The 21736-nt window shown below is 65.7% G+C and carries 23 protein-coding genes; 10 read left to right on the top strand and 13 right to left on the bottom strand.

Annotated features, from left to right (window positions below; genetic code table 11):
• Positions 1 to 148 precede the first annotated feature (148 nt).
• The 5 genes from ACCQ07_RS04385 to ubiH all read right to left on the bottom strand — a co-directional run bounded on the left by ACCQ07_RS04385 (position 149) and on the right by ubiH (position 5100).
• Positions 149 to 1180 (bottom strand): SphA family protein, encoded by a 1032-nt coding sequence (locus ACCQ07_RS04385; RefSeq protein ID WP_011346485.1) that lies wholly within the window; start codon positions 1178 to 1180, stop codon positions 149 to 151.
• Between the two features lie 149 nt (positions 1181 to 1329).
• Entirely contained in the window at positions 1330 to 1761 is a 432-nt protein-coding gene (locus tag ACCQ07_RS04380) for a nuclear transport factor 2 family protein (RefSeq protein ID WP_008572574.1), read from the bottom strand.
• A gap of 102 nt (positions 1762 to 1863) precedes the next feature.
• A complete protein-coding gene (locus ACCQ07_RS04375) occupies positions 1864 to 2586 on the bottom strand; it encodes an alpha/beta fold hydrolase (RefSeq protein ID WP_029818728.1) in 723 nt (240 codons plus the stop codon).
• Between the two features lie 127 nt (positions 2587 to 2713).
• The gene (locus ACCQ07_RS04370; RefSeq protein ID WP_372363828.1) at positions 2714 to 3895 is read right to left on the bottom strand and encodes a UbiH/UbiF family hydroxylase; all 1182 of its coding nucleotides are present in this window, start codon (positions 3893 to 3895) and stop codon (positions 2714 to 2716) included.
• The gene (ubiH, locus tag ACCQ07_RS04365; RefSeq protein ID WP_209261707.1) at positions 3892 to 5100 is read right to left on the bottom strand and encodes a 2-octaprenyl-6-methoxyphenyl hydroxylase; all 1209 of its coding nucleotides are present in this window, start codon (positions 5098 to 5100) and stop codon (positions 3892 to 3894) included. Before ubiH ends, ACCQ07_RS04370 begins: the two co-directional genes overlap by 4 nt.
• 341 nt (positions 5101 to 5441) lie before the next feature.
• Between ubiH and ACCQ07_RS04360 the strand changes: the two genes are divergently transcribed.
• From ACCQ07_RS04360 to ACCQ07_RS04320, 9 genes are all read left to right on the top strand, one after another.
• On the top strand, positions 5442 to 6020 hold the full coding sequence (locus ACCQ07_RS04360; RefSeq protein WP_008576405.1) for a hypothetical protein: 579 nt from the start codon (positions 5442 to 5444) through the stop codon (positions 6018 to 6020).
• Between the two features lie 3 nt (positions 6021 to 6023).
• Positions 6024 to 6581, top strand: coding sequence for a cob(I)yrinic acid a,c-diamide adenosyltransferase (locus ACCQ07_RS04355; RefSeq protein ID WP_008576403.1), 558 nt, complete (start codon positions 6024 to 6026; stop codon positions 6579 to 6581).
• A gap of 38 nt (positions 6582 to 6619) precedes the next feature.
• Entirely contained in the window at positions 6620 to 7528 is a 909-nt protein-coding gene (locus ACCQ07_RS04350; protein WP_008576401.1) for a histone deacetylase family protein, read from the top strand.
• 128 nt (positions 7529 to 7656) lie between these two features.
• The gene (gene lptD, locus ACCQ07_RS04345; RefSeq protein WP_011346480.1) at positions 7657 to 10086 is read left to right on the top strand and encodes an LPS-assembly protein LptD; all 2430 of its coding nucleotides are present in this window, start codon (positions 7657 to 7659) and stop codon (positions 10084 to 10086) included.
• Positions 10083 to 11474 carry a peptidylprolyl isomerase gene (locus tag ACCQ07_RS04340; protein WP_008576397.1) on the top strand — a complete coding sequence of 464 codons (1392 nt, stop codon included), beginning with the start codon at positions 10083 to 10085 and terminating at the stop codon, positions 11472 to 11474. Before lptD ends, ACCQ07_RS04340 begins: the two co-directional genes overlap by 4 nt.
• A gap of 19 nt (positions 11475 to 11493) precedes the next feature.
• Positions 11494 to 12465, top strand: coding sequence for a 4-hydroxythreonine-4-phosphate dehydrogenase PdxA (gene pdxA, locus ACCQ07_RS04335; protein ID WP_014089436.1), 972 nt, complete (start codon positions 11494 to 11496; stop codon positions 12463 to 12465).
• Between the two features lie 117 nt (positions 12466 to 12582).
• Entirely contained in the window at positions 12583 to 13371 is a 789-nt protein-coding gene (gene rsmA / locus ACCQ07_RS04330; RefSeq protein WP_014089435.1) for a 16S rRNA (adenine(1518)-N(6)/adenine(1519)-N(6))-dimethyltransferase RsmA, read from the top strand.
• A 36-nt stretch (positions 13372 to 13407) separates the two neighbouring features.
• A complete protein-coding gene (gene apaG / locus ACCQ07_RS04325; protein ID WP_007965232.1) occupies positions 13408 to 13791 on the top strand; it encodes a Co2+/Mg2+ efflux facilitator ApaG/CorD in 384 nt (127 codons plus the stop codon).
• 28 nt (positions 13792 to 13819) lie between these two features.
• Complete coding sequence (locus ACCQ07_RS04320) at positions 13820 to 14776, top strand: symmetrical bis(5'-nucleosyl)-tetraphosphatase (protein WP_011346478.1); 957 nt, start codon at positions 13820 to 13822, stop codon at positions 14774 to 14776.
• A 51-nt stretch (positions 14777 to 14827) separates the two neighbouring features.
• Here ACCQ07_RS04320 and ACCQ07_RS04315 read toward each other — a convergent pair whose 3' ends face one another.
• From ACCQ07_RS04315 to ACCQ07_RS04280, 8 genes are all read right to left on the bottom strand, one after another.
• Positions 14828 to 15322 carry a dihydrofolate reductase gene (locus ACCQ07_RS04315; protein ID WP_127165372.1) on the bottom strand — a complete coding sequence of 165 codons (495 nt, stop codon included), beginning with the start codon at positions 15320 to 15322 and terminating at the stop codon, positions 14828 to 14830.
• Complete coding sequence (locus tag ACCQ07_RS04310) at positions 15322 to 15894, bottom strand: hypothetical protein (RefSeq protein ID WP_127165370.1); 573 nt, start codon at positions 15892 to 15894, stop codon at positions 15322 to 15324. Before ACCQ07_RS04310 ends, ACCQ07_RS04315 begins: the two co-directional genes overlap by 1 nt.
• A 53-nt stretch (positions 15895 to 15947) precedes the next feature.
• Positions 15948 to 16742 carry a thymidylate synthase gene (locus ACCQ07_RS04305; protein ID WP_372363827.1) on the bottom strand — a complete coding sequence of 265 codons (795 nt, stop codon included), beginning with the start codon at positions 16740 to 16742 and terminating at the stop codon, positions 15948 to 15950.
• Positions 16739 to 17629, bottom strand: coding sequence for a prolipoprotein diacylglyceryl transferase (lgt, locus tag ACCQ07_RS04300; protein WP_011346474.1), 891 nt, complete (start codon positions 17627 to 17629; stop codon positions 16739 to 16741). The genes ACCQ07_RS04305 and lgt overlap by 4 nt, the downstream gene beginning before the upstream one ends.
• 54 nt (positions 17630 to 17683) lie before the next feature.
• Positions 17684 to 18175: a TPM domain-containing protein gene (locus tag ACCQ07_RS04295; protein ID WP_014089431.1), complete on the bottom strand. Its 492-nt coding sequence runs from the start codon at positions 18173 to 18175 to the stop codon at positions 17684 to 17686.
• A complete protein-coding gene (locus ACCQ07_RS04290; protein ID WP_184420358.1) occupies positions 18175 to 19065 on the bottom strand; it encodes a TPM domain-containing protein in 891 nt (296 codons plus the stop codon). Before ACCQ07_RS04290 ends, ACCQ07_RS04295 begins: the two co-directional genes overlap by 1 nt.
• 346 nt (positions 19066 to 19411) lie before the next feature.
• Entirely contained in the window at positions 19412 to 20050 is a 639-nt protein-coding gene (locus ACCQ07_RS04285) for a LemA family protein (RefSeq protein WP_014089429.1), read from the bottom strand.
• A gap of 96 nt (positions 20051 to 20146) precedes the next feature.
• Positions 20147 to 20527 (bottom strand): diacylglycerol kinase, encoded by a 381-nt coding sequence (locus tag ACCQ07_RS04280; protein ID WP_005910722.1) that lies wholly within the window; start codon positions 20525 to 20527, stop codon positions 20147 to 20149.
• 181 nt (positions 20528 to 20708) lie between these two features.
• Between ACCQ07_RS04280 and ACCQ07_RS04275 the strand changes: the two genes are divergently transcribed.
• Positions 20709 to 21410 (top strand): SGNH/GDSL hydrolase family protein, encoded by a 702-nt coding sequence (locus ACCQ07_RS04275; RefSeq protein WP_014089428.1) that lies wholly within the window; start codon positions 20709 to 20711, stop codon positions 21408 to 21410.
• The last annotated feature ends 326 nt before the right edge of the window (positions 21411 to 21736 follow it).

Here is a 21736-nt window from a genome sequence, read left to right as displayed (position 1 = left end):
CGATACCCCTGCGCGCCAAGCACCCGGCTTGAGCGATGAGGCCGGACCTCCCGCGCAAGCAGGTTCGCGTGACGGATCGCATCGCATCAGCATCGTCCACATGCCGGCACCGCGGCACAGGCAATGCAGGACACATGACCCGCACACGTTACAGCGAGTGCACAATCATCAGGTTGTAGCTATTGCCCGCCACCGAGTTCTCGACCTCGATGGGGAGGTAAACGTTGAAGTTGAGAAGGTTCTTTTCGTCGAACCGCCAGGACAACCCGGGACCAACGTAGAACTGCCTGCGCTTGCTGTCGGGAATGCTCTGGTCGTTGGTGCGGTTGTTCTTTAACTGCTGCAGGTAATACCCATTGATGCCCAGACGCAATTGTTCGGTGACCTTGACCGAGCTGGCGAAGTTTGCCCACAGCACATCGCCGGCCTGGCCGTTGCGAAAACGGAACCCGGGAATCGGCGGCACACCGCCGGCGCGGCTGGTGCGGAAGTTGTAGAGATAATTCAACCGCCCGCTGATTTCCCAGTTGTCGCTGGGTTGCACGGTGAAGGCCCAATGCGGTGCGACCGACCAGAAACCGGTGCTCTGGTTGATGGCGACATCGCGATCGAACTTGCCCACGGGCGCGAAGGCGTCGATGGCAAATCGCTGGAAGAACAGCACCCGCCCATCGCGCATCACCGGCGGCATCTGCAGCGCCGGCCCGAACGAGATATCGCCCAGACCCAAGCCATTGCTGCTCAAGCGCACCGGGCTATCGGCAGCGACGGAGGTGTCGTAATTGACCAGCGGCACGATCGCATTGAAGCTCAACGAACCGCCCTTCCAGGTGTAGGGCGTGACGTAGATGAGCTGGGTCAACGCGACGCTGACCCCGACGTTGGGGTCGCGGAACGCCGGCGAATTATCGCCGTTGGCATTTTTGATCGCATCGAAATCGTAGTACCGCAGATACTCGATGGCCGTCCATCCAGGCTTCATGGAACTGAAGCCATCTAGAAAACTGGTGCCACCCAAATTGATGCCTTGCGGTGGCGCCGCGGTTTCCGGCACGGCCTGCGCCCACGCTGCTGGCGACGCTGCGGCCAGCAAGGCAGCGATGATCAGCGCAGGTTGACGAGGCGACAGCGCATGCGGCAACACCGAACCACAACGAACAGACGAACGGACGCGTTCCACTAGGCGAATCTCCGATGCAAAGGGAATGGATGACTGCGATGCGACGCGACGGGGAGGGGAGAAAACAGGACTCAAAGACGGCGGCACGCGACATGCGCCATCGGGACAGCGATGGGTAACGGTGTTGTCTGCAGCCCGGATACGCCGACTCAGCCGGTGCCGACCCGCAGCAGCAGCGACCCGAGCCGTTGCTGGAACAACCAGCGCCCCTGCTCGAGCACCAGCACATCCTCGAAGCTGCCCAGCAATGCCGGCGATTGCGCCGTCCACGGCGGCGCTGCGGAGGTATCGCCGGCGGTGTAGAGCAGGACATGGCTGTGCGCGTGCGCCAGCGTGTGCGACTGGACGCTGACCAAGGTATTGAGCATCAGGTGGCACGTGGTGCGCGGCGCACGCTCGCGAAACGACTGCAAGATGGCCTCGCGCCCCCGCACGGGCGCATCCGGTGCACTGGGACGCGCGAACACACCATCGTCGGTGAACAACGCGGCCAGGCCGGCATGATCATGGCGGTCGTTGCACAGCGCGAACCGGCGGATCGCTTGCTCGCAGGCAATGATGATCGAGACGTCGTCGTGCATGCAGCGTTCCTCAAGGCGTGACCAAGGCAATCTCGACACCCGGCGAACTGCGTGTTTCGGCAGCAGTGGCCCCGTAGTCCCATGCGTTCGGCGGGCGCGCCATCACGCGGCCTGCAACCAGTCGCGCAGCGCGTCGCTGACGGCGGCAGGTGCCTCCACCGGCGCCATGTGCCCGCAGTGTTCGAAAATCGCCAGCCGCGCCTGCGGAATGTGTCGCGCCATGTCCTGATGCCGCGCCAATGGGCTCCACGCGTCCTGTCGCCCGACTCCCAACAACGTCGGGCATGTGATGTGCGCGAGCACCGGTGCCGCATCGGGGCGTTCCAGCAGGGCATTGGTCTGCCCAGCAAAACTTTGCGCGCTTTGCCGTTGCACCATGGCCATCAAGCCATCCATCAACGCGCCATCGGCGCGGTGATCGGGGTGCAGCATCGGCGGCAACCAGCGCTGAGCCAGCGCCTGCATTCCCTGGGCATGCGCCAGTCGCACCAATGCAAGCCGCTCTTCGCGTTCGCCGTCGCGGCGCGGCGCGATGCCTGTATCGAGCAGGGCCAGCCGCAGCACGCGCGCTGGCGCCTGGCGCATGATTTCCAGCGCGACCCGCCCGCCCATCGAATGTCCCGCCAGCGCAAAGTGCGGCGGCGCAACGTCCAATACATGCGCGGCCATCTGCGCGATGCTGTCGAAGCCGGCGAAATCCATCACCTGCACATCGGCCAGATCGCGCAGCGCGACGCGCTGCGATTGCCAGATGGCGGCGTCGCACAGCAGGCCGCACAACAACAGCACTGCCGGCTTGGACGAAGGAGGCGCAGACGAGGTCATGGCGCGACTGTAGCCATGGCAGCCACGCACGTCGTATGGAACCTGCTGCCTTCGCTATAGCATCAAAGGCATATCAAGGCATGACAGACAGCCGCCGACGCCGATTCCGGCGGCGGGTGCGATTGGCTCACGCGCCGCCGGAGGCGCGCTTCCACAGCGCATCGACCAACGGCGGCAACGTGCCGGCCAGGCCCAATACCGATCCGCGCAACAAGGTCAGGTGCATTTCGTCGTTGGAAAACACCGTATTGATCGCATCGAAGCCGTAGGCGGCCACGGTGTTCTCGCTGCGCCGGGTACGTGCCCAGCGTTGCAGGCGATGCGGCGCGGCCCAATCGGCACGTTTGGCCATCGCCTCGCGCACGCTCTGCCGCAATGCCGCCACATCGCGCAGGCCCAGGTTGACGCCCTGCCCGGCCAGCGGATGCACCACATGCGCGGCGTCGCCCAGGGTCAGCACGCGGCCGCTGACGTACTGCTGCACCAGCTGCCGTTGCAGCGGGAAGGCAGTGCGTGCCGACACCACGCGCACCTCGCCCAGGCGCGCGGCAAAGGCCTGGGTCAACTCACGCGAGAAATCGGCATCGTCCAGCGCCAGCACGCGCTCGGCGTCGGCATCCGGCAAGGTCCACACGATCGAACTGCGGCCATCGGCGAACGGCAGGAAGGCCAGCGGCCCGGTGGTCAGGAAGCGCTGCCAGGCGGTGGCCTGATGCGGGTGCTCGGTTTCCACGAAGGCAACCACGCCGCGCTGTGCGTAGGCATGCCGGGAGACCGGTAGCCCGGCGAGTTCACGCAGGGTGGATGCTGCACCATCGGCGGCAATGGCCATTGCCGCTTCCAGCCGGCTGCCATCGTCCAGGCGCAGGCGCACGCTGGCGGCGTCCTGCTCCAGCTCGACCACGCGTGCCGGGCAATGCACTTCGATGCCGGCCGCATGCACGGCGGCCCACAAGCGGTCCACCAGCACGTCGTTTTCGATGATCCATCCCAGTTGCTCGCGTCCCAGCGTGTCGGCGTCGAAGCCCAGCTCGCCACCGCCACCGGCATCCCAGACCCGCATGCGCCGGTAAGGCTGCACACGCGCGGCACGCACCGCATTCCACACGCCCAGGCTGTCGAGCAACGCGGCGTTGTCGGCGGCGAAGGCATAGACACGCAGATCGGGTTGATCGGCGTGCCAGCGGACAGGCTCACGCCCTTCGACCAGGGCAACGCTCAGGCCGGCATCGTTCAACGCCAGCGCGCAGGCGGCGCCGACGACGCCACCGCCGACGATCACCGCATCGCGCGTGCTGCGCCGGCTCATGCGCTGCTCCGGCACAGCTGCGGCACATCGCCACGAAAGCCCATGGCACCGCCTACCAGCATCGATTGCAGCGGGGCCGCCTGCGACGTGGCAAACAAGCCCAGGCTACGCAACGGCCGCAGCAACGGCGCCGGGTTGCCGGTGAGCCGCGCCAGACCGCTGGAAAACCCGATGGTGTGCTCGCGGTCCACCCGCCGCCGCGCCAGATACTCGGCCAGCAACGCACCGGCACCGGCATCGCTGCGATCGTGCTCGATCAATTCGGCCAGCGTCAGCGCATCGCGCAGCCCCAGGTTGAAGCCCTGCGCACCGATCGGATGCAGCGTCTGCGCGGCATTGCCCAACAGCACCACGCGCTCGGCGATGAGGCTGTTGGCCAGCACCTGCACCAGCGGATAGGCACTGCGCTCGCCGGTGGCGACGAAGCGCCCGGCACGCCAGCCGGCGGCACGCTGCAGGCGCGCCAGCCAGCCGGCGTCATCGAGCGCAGCCACGGCCTCGGCCTCGGCGCGCGCCACGCAGTGGATCGCACCGTAATGGCGGTCGCCGCGTGGCAACAGCGCAGTTGGCCCATGTTCGCCAAAACGCTCCCAGGCCGTGCCATCGGGCGGTCGTGACGCACGCACGCGCGCCACGAACAGGGTCTGCAGAAAATCGTGGGCATCGGTACCGATGTGCAGCAGCTCGCGCACCGCGCTATGGCTGCCATCGGCGCCGACCACCAGTTTGGCCTGCACACGTTGCTCGCCCGCATCGGTGGCCAGGCGCACCGCGCGCACGTCGTCCTGCACTGGCTCTATGCCGATGCACCGCGCAGGCCGGTAACGCCGCAGATGGGTCAGTTCGTCCAGACGGGTCTGCAAGGCATCGCCGAAGTCGCGTGCCACCACCACCTGGCCGAAGGCGTCGCGGCCGTAATCGGCCGCGTCCAGTTGCACGCGGCCGAAGTCCCCGGCGCGGCTGACATGGATGCGCCGGATCGGCCCGGGCGGGCTGCGCAGCTTGGCCATCACCCCGAGCGCACCCAGCGCGTTCACCGTGGCCGCGGCGAAACTGAGGTTGCGTTGATCAAACACTGCCGGCGGCGTGCCGGCCGGGGTGGCCTCCACCAGCCCGACATCCAGGCCGAGGCGGTCCAGCGCAATCGCAAGGCTGGAGCCGACCAGGCCGCCGCCAACGATCAGAACGTCATGGGGATGTGTCATCCGCACATGATAAGCCTTCGCTCACTGCGCGTTGCCGCCGGAGGGCGGGACATCTTGCCGCGCCCGCTGCCCACCTGCGCCTTGCCCGGCTCGCACGCAGCGCAGCGCGTCACGCGCTCCCCAAAACGCATGCAGCGGCTGGCACAGCGTGGCGGGCAGTCGCAGGGCGGGCGCGGACGGCGCACCCGGACGCGGCGATCTAGGCGTGGTGCAGGCCGATTCCGGGCCCCGCCCACGCGCGCCTGGCACTGCGCACTCGTTCTGCAGCTGCCATGACCAAGCCACGGGCAGCACCACTTCCACGCTACACTCCAGGGCCTGTAATCCGGCCCGCTCCGCGCATGACTTCTCGCTCGCACGACACCCTGATTCTGAGTCTGCTCGCCGTATTGATGGCGGCCACGCGGATCAATCACTTCGCGCCGGTTCCGGATGCGTCCTGGGCGGTGTTCTTCATCGGCGGATTTCATCTGGCTGCGCGCACCAAGCTGGCATTTCCACTGCTGATGCTGCTGGCCGTGGCGGTGGACTGGCTGGTGATCACCGGCCAGGGCCTGAGCTTCTGGCAGCACTACTGCGTGTCGCCGGCCTACTGGTGCCTGATCCCGGCGTATTTCGCGCTGTGGGCCGGCGGCATGTGGCTGCGCCGGCACTATCACGGCGCACAGTGGAGCGCGCTGGCGCGGCTGGTGCCGGCCCTGCTGATCGCCGTGGCGTTGTGCCAGCTGATCGCCCAGGGCAGCTTCTACTGGATCAGCGCCAGCGTGGCCGACCCGACCGTGGCCGGCTGGTTCAAGAATTACACCGACTGGCTGGGGCCCTATCTGCGCAGCGCCGCGCTGTACGTGGCGGCCGCCGCGGTGATCCAGGTGGCTGCCGAGCGCCTGTCCGCACCGCGTCGCCAGCCCTACGCCGGCTAAGCCATGGGCAATCGACTCTCTCGTATCTATACGCGGACCGGCGACGACGGCAGCACCGGCCTGGGCGACGGCAGCCGGACCGGCAAGGATGCGTTGCGCGTCAATGCCTACGGCACCGTGGACGAAGCCAATTCGGCCATCGGCGTGCTGCTGGCCGCCCCCGGTGTGCCGGAGCCGATTGCCGCACTGCTGACCACCGTGCAGCACCAGTTGTTCGACCTGGGCGGCGAGCTCTGCATCCCCGGCCACGCGGCCATCGACGCGGCCGACATCCAGGCGCTGGAGACGCAGCTGGACGCCTTCAACCAGACGCTGCCCGCACTGCAGGAATTCATCTTGCCGGCCGGCGGTGAGGCCGCCGCGCGCTGCCATCTGGCCCGCACCATCGTGCGCCGGGCCGAGCGCGAGACCGTTGCGCTGTCGCGCCAGGAAGCGGTACGCAGCGAGGCGATCGGCTATCTCAACCGCTTGTCCGACCTGCTGTTCGTGTTGGCGCGCGTGCTGGCGCGTGCCGATGGTCGGCAGGAAGTCCTGTGGCGGCACGACCGCCGACGCGGTTGAGCATGTGCCCGGGTCGGCACAGAGGCTAGAGTTGCCCCATGTTGGTCTTTACCCATCCCGCCTGCCTCGGTCACGACGCCGGCCCTGAGCACCCGGAGAGCCCCGCCCGCCTGGAAGCGGTCGTCCAGGCCCTGCGCGGCGCATTCCCAGATCTGGACTGGCGCGAAGCGCCGTTGGCCAAGCTGGGCGACCTGTGCCGCGTGCACGAGCGCGAGCAGGTGGATGCGGTGCTGGAAACCGCCTTCGACGGCTATCGTCAGCTGGACGTGGATACACGCATGGTGCCGGCCTCGCGCGCGGCCGCCTTGCGCGCCGCAGGCGCCGGCATCGCCGCGGTCGATGCGGTGATGCAGGACCAGGCCCGCACCGCCTTCTGCGCCGTGCGTCCGCCCGGTCACCACGCCACCGCACAGGTGTCGATGGGATTTTGCCTGTTCAACAACATCGCCGTGGCCGCCGCCCACGCCCGCGACCGGCATGGGCTGGAACGCATCACCATCGTGGATTTCGACGTCCATCACGGTAACGGCACCCAGGCGATCTTCGAACGCGACCCCACCGTGCAGTACCTGAGCACCCACCAGTCCGGGCTGTATCCGCATTCGGGCAGCGTGTACGAGCGCGGCGTCGGCAATATCCACAACCTGCTGCTGCCACCGGGCAGCGACGGGCTGCGCTTCCGTAATGTCTGGGAAGACGAGATGCTGCCGCTCGTCGATGCCTTCCGCCCGCAGTTGATCCTGATCTCCGCCGGCTTCGATGCGCATCTGCGCGACCCACTGGCCGACCTGATGCTGGACGACGACGATTTCGCCTGGCTCACCGGCGCGCTGCGCACACTCGCCGACCGCCATGCACGCGGCCGCGTGGTCTCGATGCTGGAAGGCGGCTACGACCTGCAGGCGCTGCGCGAAAGCAGCGTGGCGCACGTGGCAGCGCTGCGCTGAACCCCGGCCAGGGCGCCGGTCGCGTCACCGAGTGCGATGAACCTCGCCCTCCCGGCGCCGGCGCTCTTCATTGCCCCTATGCGGGGTATGCGGCAAGCTAGTCGCCATTTTATTGGTTGAACCCACGCGTGCGCCGAGCTCTCCGCCTGCTGCCCCTGCCTTTGAGCATCGCCATCTGCCTCCCGGCCATGGCTGCCGACAAGCCGTTGAACTGGGGACTGTGCCCGGCCGTAGACCCGCTACCCGGCTTCGACGGCGCCCCCGCCGCCGACCCCAAGGCCGCAGAAATGCGCCAGCAGTTGCCGACCGACATCGAAGGCGACCAACTCTCCGGCACCAGCACCACCCCGCAATACCAAGGCAATGTTGCGTTGAAGCGCGGCGACCAGTTCCTGGGTGCCGACAACCTGCGCATGGACACCGAAACCGGCAACTACATCGCCGAAGGCAATGTCCGCTACCAGGACACCTCTTTCCGCATGGTCGCCGACCGCGCCGAGGGCAATCAGGACACCGACACCCACAAGGTCACCAACATCCAGTACCAGTTGGTGGAGCGCCGCGGCAATGGCGACGCCGAATCGGTGGACCTGCAGGGCCAGGTCGGGCAGATGCATCGGTCCACGTACACCACCTGCGACCCCTCGCAGCCGATCTGGCGCGTTCGCGCGCCGGAGATCGACGTCGACAACGAGGAAGGTTTCGGTACCGCGCGCAACGCGGTGCTGCAGATCGGCAAGGTGCCGGTGCTGTACTTCCCGTGGTTCAAGTTCCCGATCGACGACCGCCGCCAGACCGGCCTGCTGTTTCCGCAATTCGGTCTGTCCGGCCGTAACGGCTTCGACTACCTGCAGCCGATCTATCTGAACCTGGCGCCGAACTACGACGCCACGTTGTTGCCGCGCTACATGAGCAAGCGCGGTTTCATGTTCGGCACCGAATTCCGGTACCTGTACGAGGGCGGTCGCGGCGAAGTCACCGGCAACTACCTGCCCAACGACAAGTTGCGCGACAAGGACCGTGGCAGCGTGTTCTACAGCGGCTACCACAACGTCAACAGCAATTGGCAGGCGCGCAGTAGCATCTCCTGGGTCAGCGACACGCGCTACGTGGAAGATTTCACCAGCCGCATCAACGGCATGGGCTCGGCCTCCAGCCTGCAGAGCACCGTGGGCATCTACGGCACCGGCGAGACCTGGACCGCGGGCCTGATGGCCGACCGTTGGCAGCTCACCGACTACACGCTGGACGAGCAGGCCCTGCCCTATAACCGGCAGCCGCGCGCGTATTTCACCTGGGAAAAGCCGCTGGGCATTTTCGAGGCCGGTATCTATGCCGAGGCAGTGCGGTTTACGCATGATGACTCTTACTTCGTCAGGCCGCCGATCAGTGGCAGCAGCAGGGATGACAACGAAGACGAGTACGTCCGTACCAATATCCGCAACAAGCAATACGGCAGCGGCGCGCGCCTGGACGTCAAGCCCTACATCTCGATGCCGCTGTCGGGCGCAGCATGGTTCCTGACGCCTACCGTGGCGTGGCGCTACACCGCGTACCAGCTGGATTCCACGCTGGCCGATACCGCACCGCTGACCGGCAACCGCACGCCCACGCGCAGCCTGCCGATCGCCTCGCTGGACGCCGGCCTGTACTTCGATCGCGAAACCTCGCTGTTTGGCACCAACTATCTCAATACGTTGGAGCCGCGCATGTACTACCTGTACGTGCCGTACCGCGACCAGGACGATCTGCCGGTGTTCGACACCCGTCCGTTCACCTTCAGCTACGGGCAGCTGTTCCGCGACACCCGCTACACCGGCGCCGACCGCCAGAACGATGCCAACCAGCTGACCCTGGCAGTGACCTCGCGCTGGCTGCGCCAGGACGACGGCCGCGAAAAGCTCTCGCTGAGCGCGGGCCAGATCCTGTACTTCAGCGACTCGCTGGTCACCATCAACAACAGCAACAATTCGGCAGCCGGCAGCGAGCAGACCGTCGAACAGGGCAAGTCTGCCTGGGTGGCTGACGCCAACTACATGATCAACGACCGCTGGTCGATGGGCGCCACCTACCAGTGGAACCCGAACTCACGCAAGGAAGATCTGGCCAGCCTGCGCACGCGCTACCTGCTCAACAACGACGGCATCATCAACCTGGCGTATCGCTACCGTCGCAACCTCACCGACAACAGCGACCAGCTCAAGCAGGCCGATTTCTCCTTCCTGTACCCGATCAACCCCAGCTGGAGCGCGGTCGGTCGGTACTACTACTCGCTGCTGGACCGCAAGCCGCTGGAAATCATCGGTGGCGTGCAATGGGACAGCTGCTGCCTGGCGGTACGCGGGCTGGTGCGCCGGTTCGTGCGCAACCGCGATGGCGAGATGGACAACTCGATCCAGATTGAGTTCGTGCTGAAGGGCTTGAGCTCGTTCGGGCAGAACACGGACCGCACTTTGCGCCGTGCTATTCTCGGCTATTACCGCGACGACCTCTACCTGGTCCCGCCCAGCAACACCACGACCAATCCGGACGATTACGATCCGAACCTGATTCCATGACCAAGCCTTTCTCTGTTGTTCTTGCCTCGCTGCTGGCCATCACCAGCACGGTTTCGCCGTTGGCCTCGGCACAGCAATCCCAGCCGCTGGATCGCATCGCTGCCATCGTCGACGAAGACGTGGTGCTGCAGAGCGAGCTCGATCGCGCAGTCCGCAACGTCAAGTCGCAGTACGCCGGTCGCGAAAACCAGCTGCCGCCAGACGATGTGCTGCAGCGGCAGGTGCTTGAGCGCCTGGTGCTGGTCAAGCTGCAGGTCAGCCGTGCCGATGGCAACGGTATCCGCGTCAGCGACGAAGAACTCAACCGCGCCATCGCCAGCATCGCCCAGCAGAACGGCACGACCGTGGACGGCCTGCGCCAGAAGCTGGCAGCCGACGGGATGGGCTACGCCGATTTCCGCGCATCGGTGCGCGACGAGATCATCGTGCAGCGCCTGCGCCAGAGTTTTGCGCAGAGCCGCATCAGCGTGAGCGAAGGCGAAGTGGATACCGCACTGGCCCAACAGGCCGCCACCGGTAGCCAGTACCACCTGGCGCACATCCTGATCGGCTTGCCGGAAGGGGCAACTGCCGAGCAGATCGCCACCGGCCAGAAGAAGGTCGATGGCGTCAAAGCCTTGATCGACAAGGGCGAGCTGGATTTTTCGGCCGCTGCGGTGCGTTATTCCGATAGCCCCAATGCGCTGGAAGGCGGCGATCTGGGCTGGCGCAGCCTGGATGAAATCCCGAACGCATTTGCGCAGCTGATCCGCGACATGCAGCCCGGCCAGGTGGCCGGACCGCTGCGCGGCCCGAGTGGCTTCCAGTTGCTCAAGCTGGTGGAAATGCGCGACGCCAATGCCGGCGGCGAAAAGAAGATGGTCACCGAGTACCACGCACGCCACATCCTGGTGCGGATCGGCGAGAACCAGACCGAGGCGCAGGCCAAGGCCAAGATCGATACGATTCGCGCGCGCATCGTTGGTGGTGCCGATTTCCAGGCGACGGCCAAGGAGTCCTCCGAGGACACCAACAGCCGCGGTCAGGGTGGCGATCTGGGCTGGTTCCCCGCCGATGCGTTCGGCCCGGACTTCGGCAAGCAGGTCGAAAGCCTGACCGACGGCGCAGTCTCCGAACCGTTCCGGACCCAGGCGGGCTGGCACATCGTGCAGCGCGTCGGCAGCCGCCAGACCGACGTCAGCGCCGAGAACCAGCGCGCGCAGGTGCGTGAAACCATCGGTCGCCGCAAGCTGGAAGAAGAGTACAACCGCTATCTGCAGGAACTGCGTGGCGAAGCGTACGTGAGCTACCGCACCGGCGACCGCGCCGATGACAATGCCACTGCCGCTCCGGCCAAATCGGCAGACCCGGCAGCGCCCTCGCCGCCGCCGGCAAAGCCGACGCGCTGAGACCGGGCAGCCGGATAGCATGATGGTCCCGTCGCTCGCGCTGGTGCCAGGCGAGCCGGCCGGAATCGGGCCGGAGCTATGCATCCGGCTTGCGCAGCAGCCGCGCTCGGACGCGCATCTGATTGCCTACGCCGACCCAGACACCCTGCACAGCGCCGCAACGGCGCTGTCGTTGCCTGTACGGCTGCTCGATCCCGACCAGCCGGCACGTGCGCCCGGCGACCTGCCGCTGCATCCCGTTCGCCAGGCCGTGACCACGCGTTTGGGCGCACCCGACCCGGCCAATGCGGCAGCAGTGATCGCCGGCCTGCGCAGCGCCGCGGGTGACTGCCTCGCCGGCCGCCTGCAGGGAATCGTCACTGGCCCGGTGCACAAGGCAGTGATCAACGCCGGCGGCATTGCTTACACCGGCACCACCGAACTGCTGGCCGAACAAGCCGGTTGCCCGGTGGTGATGATGCTGGCCAACAGCATCGTGCGCGTCGCGCTGGTGACAACCCATCTGCCGCTTCGCGCGGTGGCCGATGCGATCACCGCCGATGCGCTGCTGCAATGCCTGCGCATTACCCATGCAGCGATGCAGCGCGACTTCGGTCTGGAGCACCCGCGCATCGCCGTGCTCGGCCTCAACCCGCATGCCGGCGAAGACGGTCACCTGGGCCGCGAGGAACTGGATATCGTCATTCCGCTGCTTGAGCAGCTGCGCGGCGAGGGCATGCAGCTGATCGGCCCGCTGCCGGCGGACACCGCGTTCTTGCCGCAGAAACTGCGCGGTTTCGACGCGGTGGTGGCGATGTATCACGACCAGGGCCTGCCGGTGCTCAAGTACAGCGGCTTCGAGCAGGCTGTAAATATCACCCTGGGCCTGCCCTACCCGCGCGTGGCGGTGGATCACGGTACTGCGCTGGAACTGGCCGGCCGCGGAATCGCAGACCCCTCCAGCCTGATGGCAGCCACTGCGTTGTGCGCGCGATTGGCGGCGCGCCGCTAACACCACGTGTGCTTGCTCGGCGCGGGCCTGCCGCATGGCGCACGCCGCCGATCCGCCAGGCCAGGCGGGCACGCGAACGACACCGCGTGCAGGCGCGGCCTCCGTTAAACTGCGCAGATGAATTCTTCTTTCAGCGCACCGGCCAAGAAGTCGCTTGGCCAGCACTTTCTTGCCGACCGGTATTACATCGACCGCATCGTGCAGGCGGTAGACCCGCGCGCCGGCCAGCATCTGGTCGAGATCGGCCCGGGCCAGGGTGCCATCACCTTTCCGCTGCTGCGCAGGCATGGCGCGCTGACCGTGATCGAATTCGATCGCGACCTGATCGCGCCGTTGACCGAAGCGGCGGCACCGATCGGCGCGCTGAGCATCATCCACCGCGATGTGCTCAGCGTGGATTTCACTGCACTGGCCAACGGCACGCCGATCCGCCTGGTCGGCAACCTGCCCTACAACATCTCCTCGCCGATCCTGTTCCATGCGCTGGACCATGCCGCTGCCGTGGCCGACATGCATTTCATGCTGCAAAAGGAAGTGGTCGACCGCATGGCCGCCGGCCCCGGCAGCAAGGTGTACGGACGGCTCAGCGTGATGCTGCAGGCGTATTGCGAGGTGACTGCGCTGTTCGTGGTGCCGCCGGGCGCATTCCGGCCGCCGCCGAAGGTGGACTCGGCCGTCGTGCGGCTGGTGCCGCGCGACCCGGCCACGGTGCAGATCAACGACCGCCGCCGCTTCGCCGATGTGGTGCGCGCCGGGTTCGGGCAGCGCCGCAAGACCCTGCGCAATGCCTTGTCCACCATTTGCGAACCGGCCCATTTCGACGCCGCGCAGGTGCGCCCGGATGCACGCGCCGAACAACTGGAGGTCGCGGATTTCATCCGGCTGGCCAATGTCGAGCTGGCTTGAGCGCCGCTCCCACACCGTTTTATTTAGACTTTCGCCATGCAAGATGATCCGCGCTACCGCGTCGAGGTCGAGGTATCGCCCCGCTTCCTCGCCCATCAATCCACCCCGGACGAAGGCCGCTACGCCTTTGCCTACAGCATCCGCATCCAGAATGCGGGCGCGGTGCCTGCGCGCCTGATCGCGCGTCATTGGCAGATCACCGATGGCAACGGGCGCACCGAGCAGGTGGATGGCGAAGGCGTGGTCGGCGAACAGCCGTGGCTGCGACCGGGCGAAGCTTTCCATTACACCTCCGGCGTACTGCTGGAGACCGAGCAGGGACAGATGCAGGGCCACTACGACATGGTGGCCGACGATGGCACCGAATTTATCGCTCCGATCGCCGCCTTCGTGCTGAGCGTGCCCAGGACGCTGCACTGATGAATGCCGGAGTAAGGGAGCGCGCGCAATGAGCGTCTGGGCCATCGGCGACCTGCAAGGGTGCTACGACATCACCCAGCGGTTGCTGGAGAAGATCAATTTCGACCCCGCCCAGGACACGCTGTGGTTCTGCGGCGATCTGGTCAACCGCGGCGGGCAATCGCTGGAAACGCTGCGCCTGGTGCATTCCCTGCGCGCGCACAGCGTAGTGGTGCTGGGCAATCACGACCTATCGCTGCTGGCGATCGGGGCGCGTTCGGAAGAAGAGCAGCGCAAGGTCAACCCGGATCTGCTGCGCATCGTGATGGCCGAAGATCGCGATGCGTTGCTGGACTGGCTACGCATGCAGAAGCTGGCGCACGTGGACCGCACCCTGGGCTGGATGATGATCCATGCCGGGCTGGCGCCGAAGTGGACCACGCAGATGGCCGAAAAGCATGCACGCGAGGTCGAGCAGCAACTGCAGGGCGGCGGCTATCGCAAGCTGCTGCGCAATATGTACGGCGACCAGCCGGGCTGGTCGCCGGGCCTGAGCGGCTACGACCGCAGCCGGGCCATCATCAACCTATTCACCCGCATGCGCTACTGCACCCCGCGTGGGCGCATCGCCACCGACGACAAGGGCACGCCGGGGACGCAGGCACAGGGCCTGTATCCCTGGTTCGAAGTGCCGGGACGGGTCGAGCGCGACCTGAAGATCGTCTGCGGGCATTGGTCCGCACTGGGCCTGACGATCACCCAGGGTGTGCATGCGATCGATACCGGCGCGGTCTGGGGCGGCAAGCTCACGGCGTTGCAGCTGGATAGCGAGGAGCTGCGCGTGGTGCAGGTGCCCGGACGGGAAGTGACCGGGCCGGCACCGGTCGCACGCGCACCGCGGCGTCCACGTGAGCGTCAGGGGCGTCAGCGCTCGCGCGGCAACCGCGGCAATGCGGGGAACGCAGCGGCCGGCCCCAAGCCGTCAGTCGATACGCCACAGGACTGAGCGCGCGAGGCGCCCGTCGCCATCGCGGTGCCGGGCGCGACCCTGCATCGCTCAGCGGCGTTCGTAATCCACGAACGAAAACGCATGGGCATGCCGGGCGTCGGCAGCATGTAACTCGCGCCTCGCCGGCGACCACACCGCAGGGTCGATCGGCGGGAAGTGCGTATCGGCGCCATCCACCGCGGTGTCCACTTCGGTCACGGCCAGCAGATCGGCGCGTTCCATGGTCAGGCGATACACCTCCCCGCCACCGATCACGCACAGCTCCTGCGCCCCCTCCTGCACGGCGCGTTCGATCGCCTGCTCCACCGATGCGACCGCCTGCATGCCGTCGAACGGCACCTGCCCCGAGCGGGTCAGCACCAGATTCAACCGCCCCGGCAATGCACGCCCCAGCGATTGCGCCGTCTTGCGCCCCATCAGGATCGGCTTGCCCAGCGTCAGCGCCTTGAAGCGCTTGAGATCATCGGGCAGCTTCCACGGCAGCTCGTTATCGCGACCGATGGCGTTGTTGCGGTCGAAGGCCACGACCAGGGTCAGTTTCATCACTTGAAAGTACCGCTGGTTAAACGTGCATCGCATTGATCGGTAATAGGCCTTAACGCTGCAAAAATACTATTCATCCTAGACACTAATCCAGGCATAGCTTCTTGCACTTTCAATGCTATGACTTCGTCAACCTTACCCGGCGTCACAGAGTCAAAACTGGTTTTCCCCATCAGGAATGATGCTAGCTCCCTATTATTGGTATCCAGTGCCGTAGCAATCATCAAACGTTGCGAATCCGTAGTCGCAGAAAGGATCAAGGGGGCCATTGTGTCGCCAAGCCAGGGGCGATCAAATAATTCTTGCAGCGATGGCCGCATTTGTTTTTCCAGCTCGGAGCGAATTGCGGGGCGCATCTCAGGGCAACCCCCTTTCCAGCGATCTTGCATTTCCTCTTCCAGCTGCGTTTCAAGCTCAGCTAGATATTTAGAAGTTAAATTCTTTGTAAGCGTCGGCGCCAATAACTGCTGATAGAAGGCGCGCGATTGCTCGAGTGGCGTCAGCGAGGTCAGCTTTGCTGCGAAAACCTCTATTGAGCCGAAGCAATTAGCTACAACAAGCAGTACGACCATTCCGATTCGTGAAGACCAACCACTAGTCATATGCCCTCCTTGACTGACCTTAATTACACCGCCACCGGCGCCTTGATCGCCGGATGCGGGTCGTAGCCTTCGATGGCGATGTCTTCGAAGCGGAACGCGAACAGGTCGGTGACCTCGGGATTCAAACGCAAGGTGGGCAGCGCGCGCGGCGTGCGCGTCAGCTGCTCGCGTGCCTGGTCGAAGTGATTGGAATACAGGTGCGCATCGCCCAGCGTGTGCACGAAATCGCCAACGCCCAGGCCGGTGGCCTGCGCCACCATATGCGTCAGCAGCGCATAGCTGGCGATATTGAACGGCACGCCCAGGAAGATGTCGCCGCTGCGCTGATAGAGCTGGCAACTGAGCTTGCCGTTCACCACATAGAACTGGAACAGGCTGTGGCACGGCATCAGCGCCATCTGCGGCAGCTCGCCGACATTCCAGGCGCTGATCACCAGCCGACGCGAATCCGGATTGCGCTTGATTTCATCCACCAGCCACTGCATCTGGTCGATTTCGACACCGTCCGGGCCGGTCCAGCGCCGCCACTGCTTGCCGTACACCGGACCGAGATCGCCGTTGTCGTCGGCCCACTCGTCCCAGATGCGTACCTGGTTGTCGCTGAGGTAGCCGATATTGGTGTCGCCCTTCAGGAACCACAGCAACTCATGGATGATCGAGCGCAGGTGCAGCTTCTTGGTGGTCACCAACGGGAAGCCGTCGTTGAGATCGAAGCGCATCTGCCAGCCGAACACGCTGCGCGTGCCGGTACCGGTGCGGTCTGACTTCTCTGCACCGTGTTCCAGTACATGCTGCAACAACTCCAGGTACGGCTTCACTTGGCAGCCTCCACGCCTGCGGGCGCCGGCAGCACCGGCTGCAACACCGGCGCGCGGCGCGACATCGCCAGCAGCACCAGGCCAACCGCAATCAACGGCAGGCTCAGAATCTGGCCCATCGTCAGCCAATTGAAGGCCAGGTAGCCGATCGGTGCGTCTGGCACGCGCACGAATTCGACGATGAAACGGAACACGCCATACAGCAATGCAAACAGGCCAGAGACCGCATACCGTGCGCGCGGCTTCATGGAGAACGTCCACAACACCACGAACATCACCACGCCTTCCAGTGCAGCTTCATAGAGCTGCGAGGGGTGGCGTGCGAACTGGTTCAACGCGCCGGCGGCGTACTGCGCCTGGATCTGCGCGGGCAACCGGTCCGCCAGTTCCGGCGCGTGCGGAAAGATCACGCCCCAGCCGGCCTGGGTGAATTTGCCCCACAATTCGCCGCCGACGAAATTGCCGAGCCTCCCGAAACCAAGACCCAGCGGCACCAGCGGGGCGACAAAGTCCATCACATCGAAGAAGTGCAACCGGTGCTTGCGCGCCCACAGCCAGCAGGCGATCAACACGCCAAGCAGGCCGCCGTGGAAGCTCATGCCGCCTTCCCAGACCTTGAACAGGATCAGCGGGTTGGCCAGGAAGGTCTCGAACGCATAGAACAGCATGTAGCCGATGCGCCCGCCCAACACCACGCCGAGCATGCCGTAGAACAGCAGGTCGGAAAAACCATCCATGTCTACCCCGGGCAGGCGACCGCGCAGGATGCGCGAACGGCCCAGCGCCCAGGCCGAGAAAAACGCCGCCAAATACATCAAGCCGTACCAGTGCACCTGCACCGGGCCGAGCGAGAAGGCGATGGGGTCGATGGCGTGCAGATAGATCATGCGGACCGCGTATCACAAACAAGCGAGGCCGCTATTCTGACATCTCGCACGCGCTCAGCCTAAAATCCGCGGCCGGTCAGGTAGCTCGTCTTCATGCTGCGCGCCGTCTGTGGCCGGGAAATGCTCGGCCAACAGCTCGGTCACCGCCTCGATGCCGGCCAGGACAGCCGCTTCGTGCTGGCCTTCGCGCAGGAATTGCTGCATGCGCCGGCACACCTCTGCCCAGCGCGCTTCCGGCACCCGGCTGCGCAGACCGCGGTCTGCCACCACCTCGATGGCGTGGTCGGCCAGCAGTAGGTAAATCAGCACCCCGTTGTTGGCTTCGGTATCCCAGGTCCGCAGCTGGGCGAAGGCCTGCTCGGCGCGCTGCCGCGCGCTGTGCCCGCGCCACAACGCCTCCAGCGGCAGGTCGGCCTCGACCGCGACCATGATCTGGCCGGTATGCGAGCGCTCGCTCGCGGTCACCGCCGCCGCAATGGCGTCCATGCATGCGGCTGGAAAAGTGCGCTGCGCCGAGGGCGCGAAGATATGCCTGAGCCACCGCATTACCAGCTCCCCGAGGCGCCACCGCCTCCTGATGACCCGCCGCCACCGCCCCATCCACCACCGCCGCCGAAACCGCCGCGGCCGCCGCCGCCAAATCCACCGAAGCCGCCGCCCCAGCCGCCACCACCGACAAAGCGGCCGGGCGAGCCGGAGGACAGGCCGGCCAGCAGGCCGATCAGCGCCGCGCCCGCACTGGCCAACAGCAACGACGTCAACAGCAACGCCGCACCGCCGGCGGCAACGCCGGTCAGCACGGCGCGCAGCGGGCGCGGTAGCGCGCCCAGGATGCCTCGCGCCACCATGGCCACCACGAAGCCGATGAACAGCGCCATGATCCAGCCACCGCCGCCCGCGCCGTTGCCGCCCTCGGCATGCCCGCTGACCGGCGCCGGCAGGGCCTCGCCCTCGATCAGGCCGGCCAGGGTTGCGGTCGCCGCCGTGATGCCGCCAGCGTAATCGCCCTCACGGAAGCGCGGCGCCAGATACTCCTGGATGATGCGGTTGGCGGTGATGTCCGGAATGGCGCCTTCCAGGCCGTAGCCCGGCTGGATGCGGACGCGGCGGTCGTCCTTGGCCACCAGTAGCAGCACGCCGTCGTCCACGCCCTTGCGACCGATCTTCCATTGGTCGAACACGCGTTGGGTGTATTGCTCGATCGCTTCCGGCTGCGTGGTCGGCACGATCAAAATCTGCAACTGCGCGCCCTTGCGCTGCTGCAAGGCCAGCGCCTGTTGCTCGAGTTGCTGGATCTGCGCCGCATCCAGGGTGCCGGTGACGTCGACCACCGGCGAGCGCAGCGGCGGGATGGCAGCCAACTCCTGCGCCAGCAGCGATGCCGGCAGCAGCAGCAACGCCATCATCCACACCACTCGCAAACACATTCGTCGCATTGCCAACTCCTACCTGATGCGCGCCGATCGTCCATCAGCGCGGGGTTTTGCGATTGCGTCTTCCCTGCAGGACGTTGCCTCTTACAGAGAACGTGTGCGCCTGAAACGAAGCCACGGCTGGTCGGAACGACTGCAAAGCCTGGCGGGCGACCTATCCGCACCAAGCCCATCCCCGATGGGAGAGCTAGCTCTCGCCTCGACACGGTCTGTTGGCTTGGTCCGCAGATTCGTGCTGATGTGCGGCTCGGCGCGCATCACCTGGCGCGTGCCCGTACATTGCTCGACAGCGCGCGTACTGCGCTTGCTAGCGACGACTGCACAAGCACCGTGCACGCACAGCAACTGATTACTGCGCTGGCTGAGGCGCGGGCTGTTGCTGCGGTGCCTGCTGCGGCGTCTGCTGATTACCGAAATCCACCTGCGGGGCGCGCGAGATCTGCGCTTCGTTTTCCACGCTGAAATTGGGCTTGGGCTGGTAGCCGAAGATCTTGGCCGTGATCACCTGCGGAAACGAGCGGATGTAGGTGTTGTAGTCCTGCACGGTCTGGATATAGCGGCCACGTGCCACGGTGATGCGGTTTTCGGTGCCTTCCAGCTGCACCTGCAGATCGCGGAACGACTGGTCCGACTTGAGCTGCGGATAGTTTTCGCTGACCACCAACAACCGCGACAGCGCGCTACCCAACTCGCCTTGCGCCTGCTGGAATTGCTTCAACGACGCTTCGTCATCGGCGTTGACCTGGATCTGGCCCACGCGCGCACGCGCATTGGTCACTTCGGTCAGGACCTGGCGTTCCTGCTGGGCGTAGCCCTGCACGGTGCGTACCAGGTTGGGAATCAGATCGGCGCGGCGCTGATACTGATTGAGCACCTCCGACCAACCGGCCTTGACGCCCTCTTCCTTCTGCTGGATCGCGTTGTAGCCGCAACCGGACAGCGACGCGGTCAGGATCAGCAACACCAAGGCGCGAATCAGGACAGGCATGCAGGCGATTCCATTGGAAGAGAGCCCGAGCATGCCACGTGCCAGGTCAAGCCCGCATGCACACGCCCCTGCCCGGCTCGCCCTGCCTGCCGCGCGTCACCACAGCCGCGGCAACAGGATCAATCCCCAGCACAGCAGCACATTGATCAGCAGCACGAACACCGCCGCCGAGCCCATGTCCTTGGCACGCCCGGCCAATACGTGATGTTCCGGGCCGTAGCGTTCGATCACCGCTTCGATGGCCGAGTTCAGCAGTTCGGCCGCCAGCACGATCAACAGTGGTGCAATCAGTGCAATGCGCTCGAGTCCCGACTGCCCGAGCCACAGACCGAGCGGCACCAGCACTGCCGCCAGACAGACCTCCAGGCGGAACGAGGATTCGTGCAGCCACGCCGCGCGCAATCCCTGCCATGACCAGATCGCCGCCTTGAGCATGCGACGCGGGCCGCGCGGGACGTGCCCCAATTGATCGGCCATGCGTCAGTGCGTCCTGCCGCATGGGCGAAGAGGGGAACAAATCAAACGCATGGCATGGTCGCTGCTGGGGAAAGTGCGAATCTTGCACCGTGGCGCCCCGCCCCGCCAGCTACCGGCAGGTTTGCCCTCAGCTTCCAGCCTGGCGCACCATGGCAGCCCGCTTCACTTTGAAGGTTCCTGCATGACCATCCATCGCCTGCGCAGCGTGCTGTGCGCCCTAGTCCTCCTGTCCGGCCATGCGTATGCCGACGCCCTGCACACCGCTCCGGCGGTGCCGGCGCAGGTCTCCAATGCCGCTTGGGAACAAGACATGCAACGCTTCGCCGAGAGCGACGCGCGTCAGCCGCCGCCCAAGCACGGCATCGTGTTCGTCGGCAGTTCATCGATCCGGTTCTGGGAGACATTGGCCCAGGATTTCCCGGGCAAACCGGTGATCAATCGCGGCTTTGGCGGCTCGGAAGTGCGCGACAGCACCTGGTACGCAGACCGCATCGTGATTCCATACGCGCCACGCCAGGTCGTGCTGTACGCCGGCGACAACGACCTCAACAGTGGCCGCACACCCGAACAGGTGCGCGATGATGTGCTGGCATTCGTGGCACGTGTACGCCGCGACCTGCCCGAGGCACGCATCAGCTATCTGTCGATCAAGCCCAGCCCGTCGCGCGCGCAACTGCTGCCGGCCGTGATCAAGGCCAACCGCCTGATCAAGGACGCGCTAGCCCCGCTGCCGCGTGTGGACTTCGTCGACATCTACACCCCGATGCTCGATGCCAGCGGCAAACCGCGCGCAGAACTGTTCCGCGCCGACAGGCTGCATATGACGGCCGATGGCTACGCGATCTGGCGCAAGGTCGTGGCACCGGTATTGGAACAACGCTAGAACGCAACCGAGCCGATCCGGCGCGCCTGTCGCCGGATCGGCCGGCCTGCAGGGGAGGCGTTGGCTGCCGCTCCATGCCAGCGCGTTTTTTCGTGGCGGCAGCCTGCCGGCCCTGTTCCCACACAACTGACGTAGGGGTCTGCGATTTGGGCACGTGGCGACCGCATTGGCGGTGTGGGCAAGAAATACCGGCAATGCCAAGCACCTGCAACGTCGCTAAAGGCACTGCAAACGTCCACGCGCCGGTGCACTGTTGGCACCACGTTGAGCGTTCCGGCTGCCGAGCGGTAAATAGGGTGATCGAAGCGGTCAGCCAAGCGCGTGCA

It is taken from the genome of Xanthomonas sp. NCPPB 3583 (assembly GCF_041475715.2).
GTDB lineage: Bacteria > Pseudomonadota > Gammaproteobacteria > Xanthomonadales > Xanthomonadaceae > Xanthomonas > Xanthomonas euvesicatoria.
The sequence above is the reverse complement of the archived record's forward strand: the minus strand, read 5'-3'. Positions and strand labels throughout refer to the sequence as shown.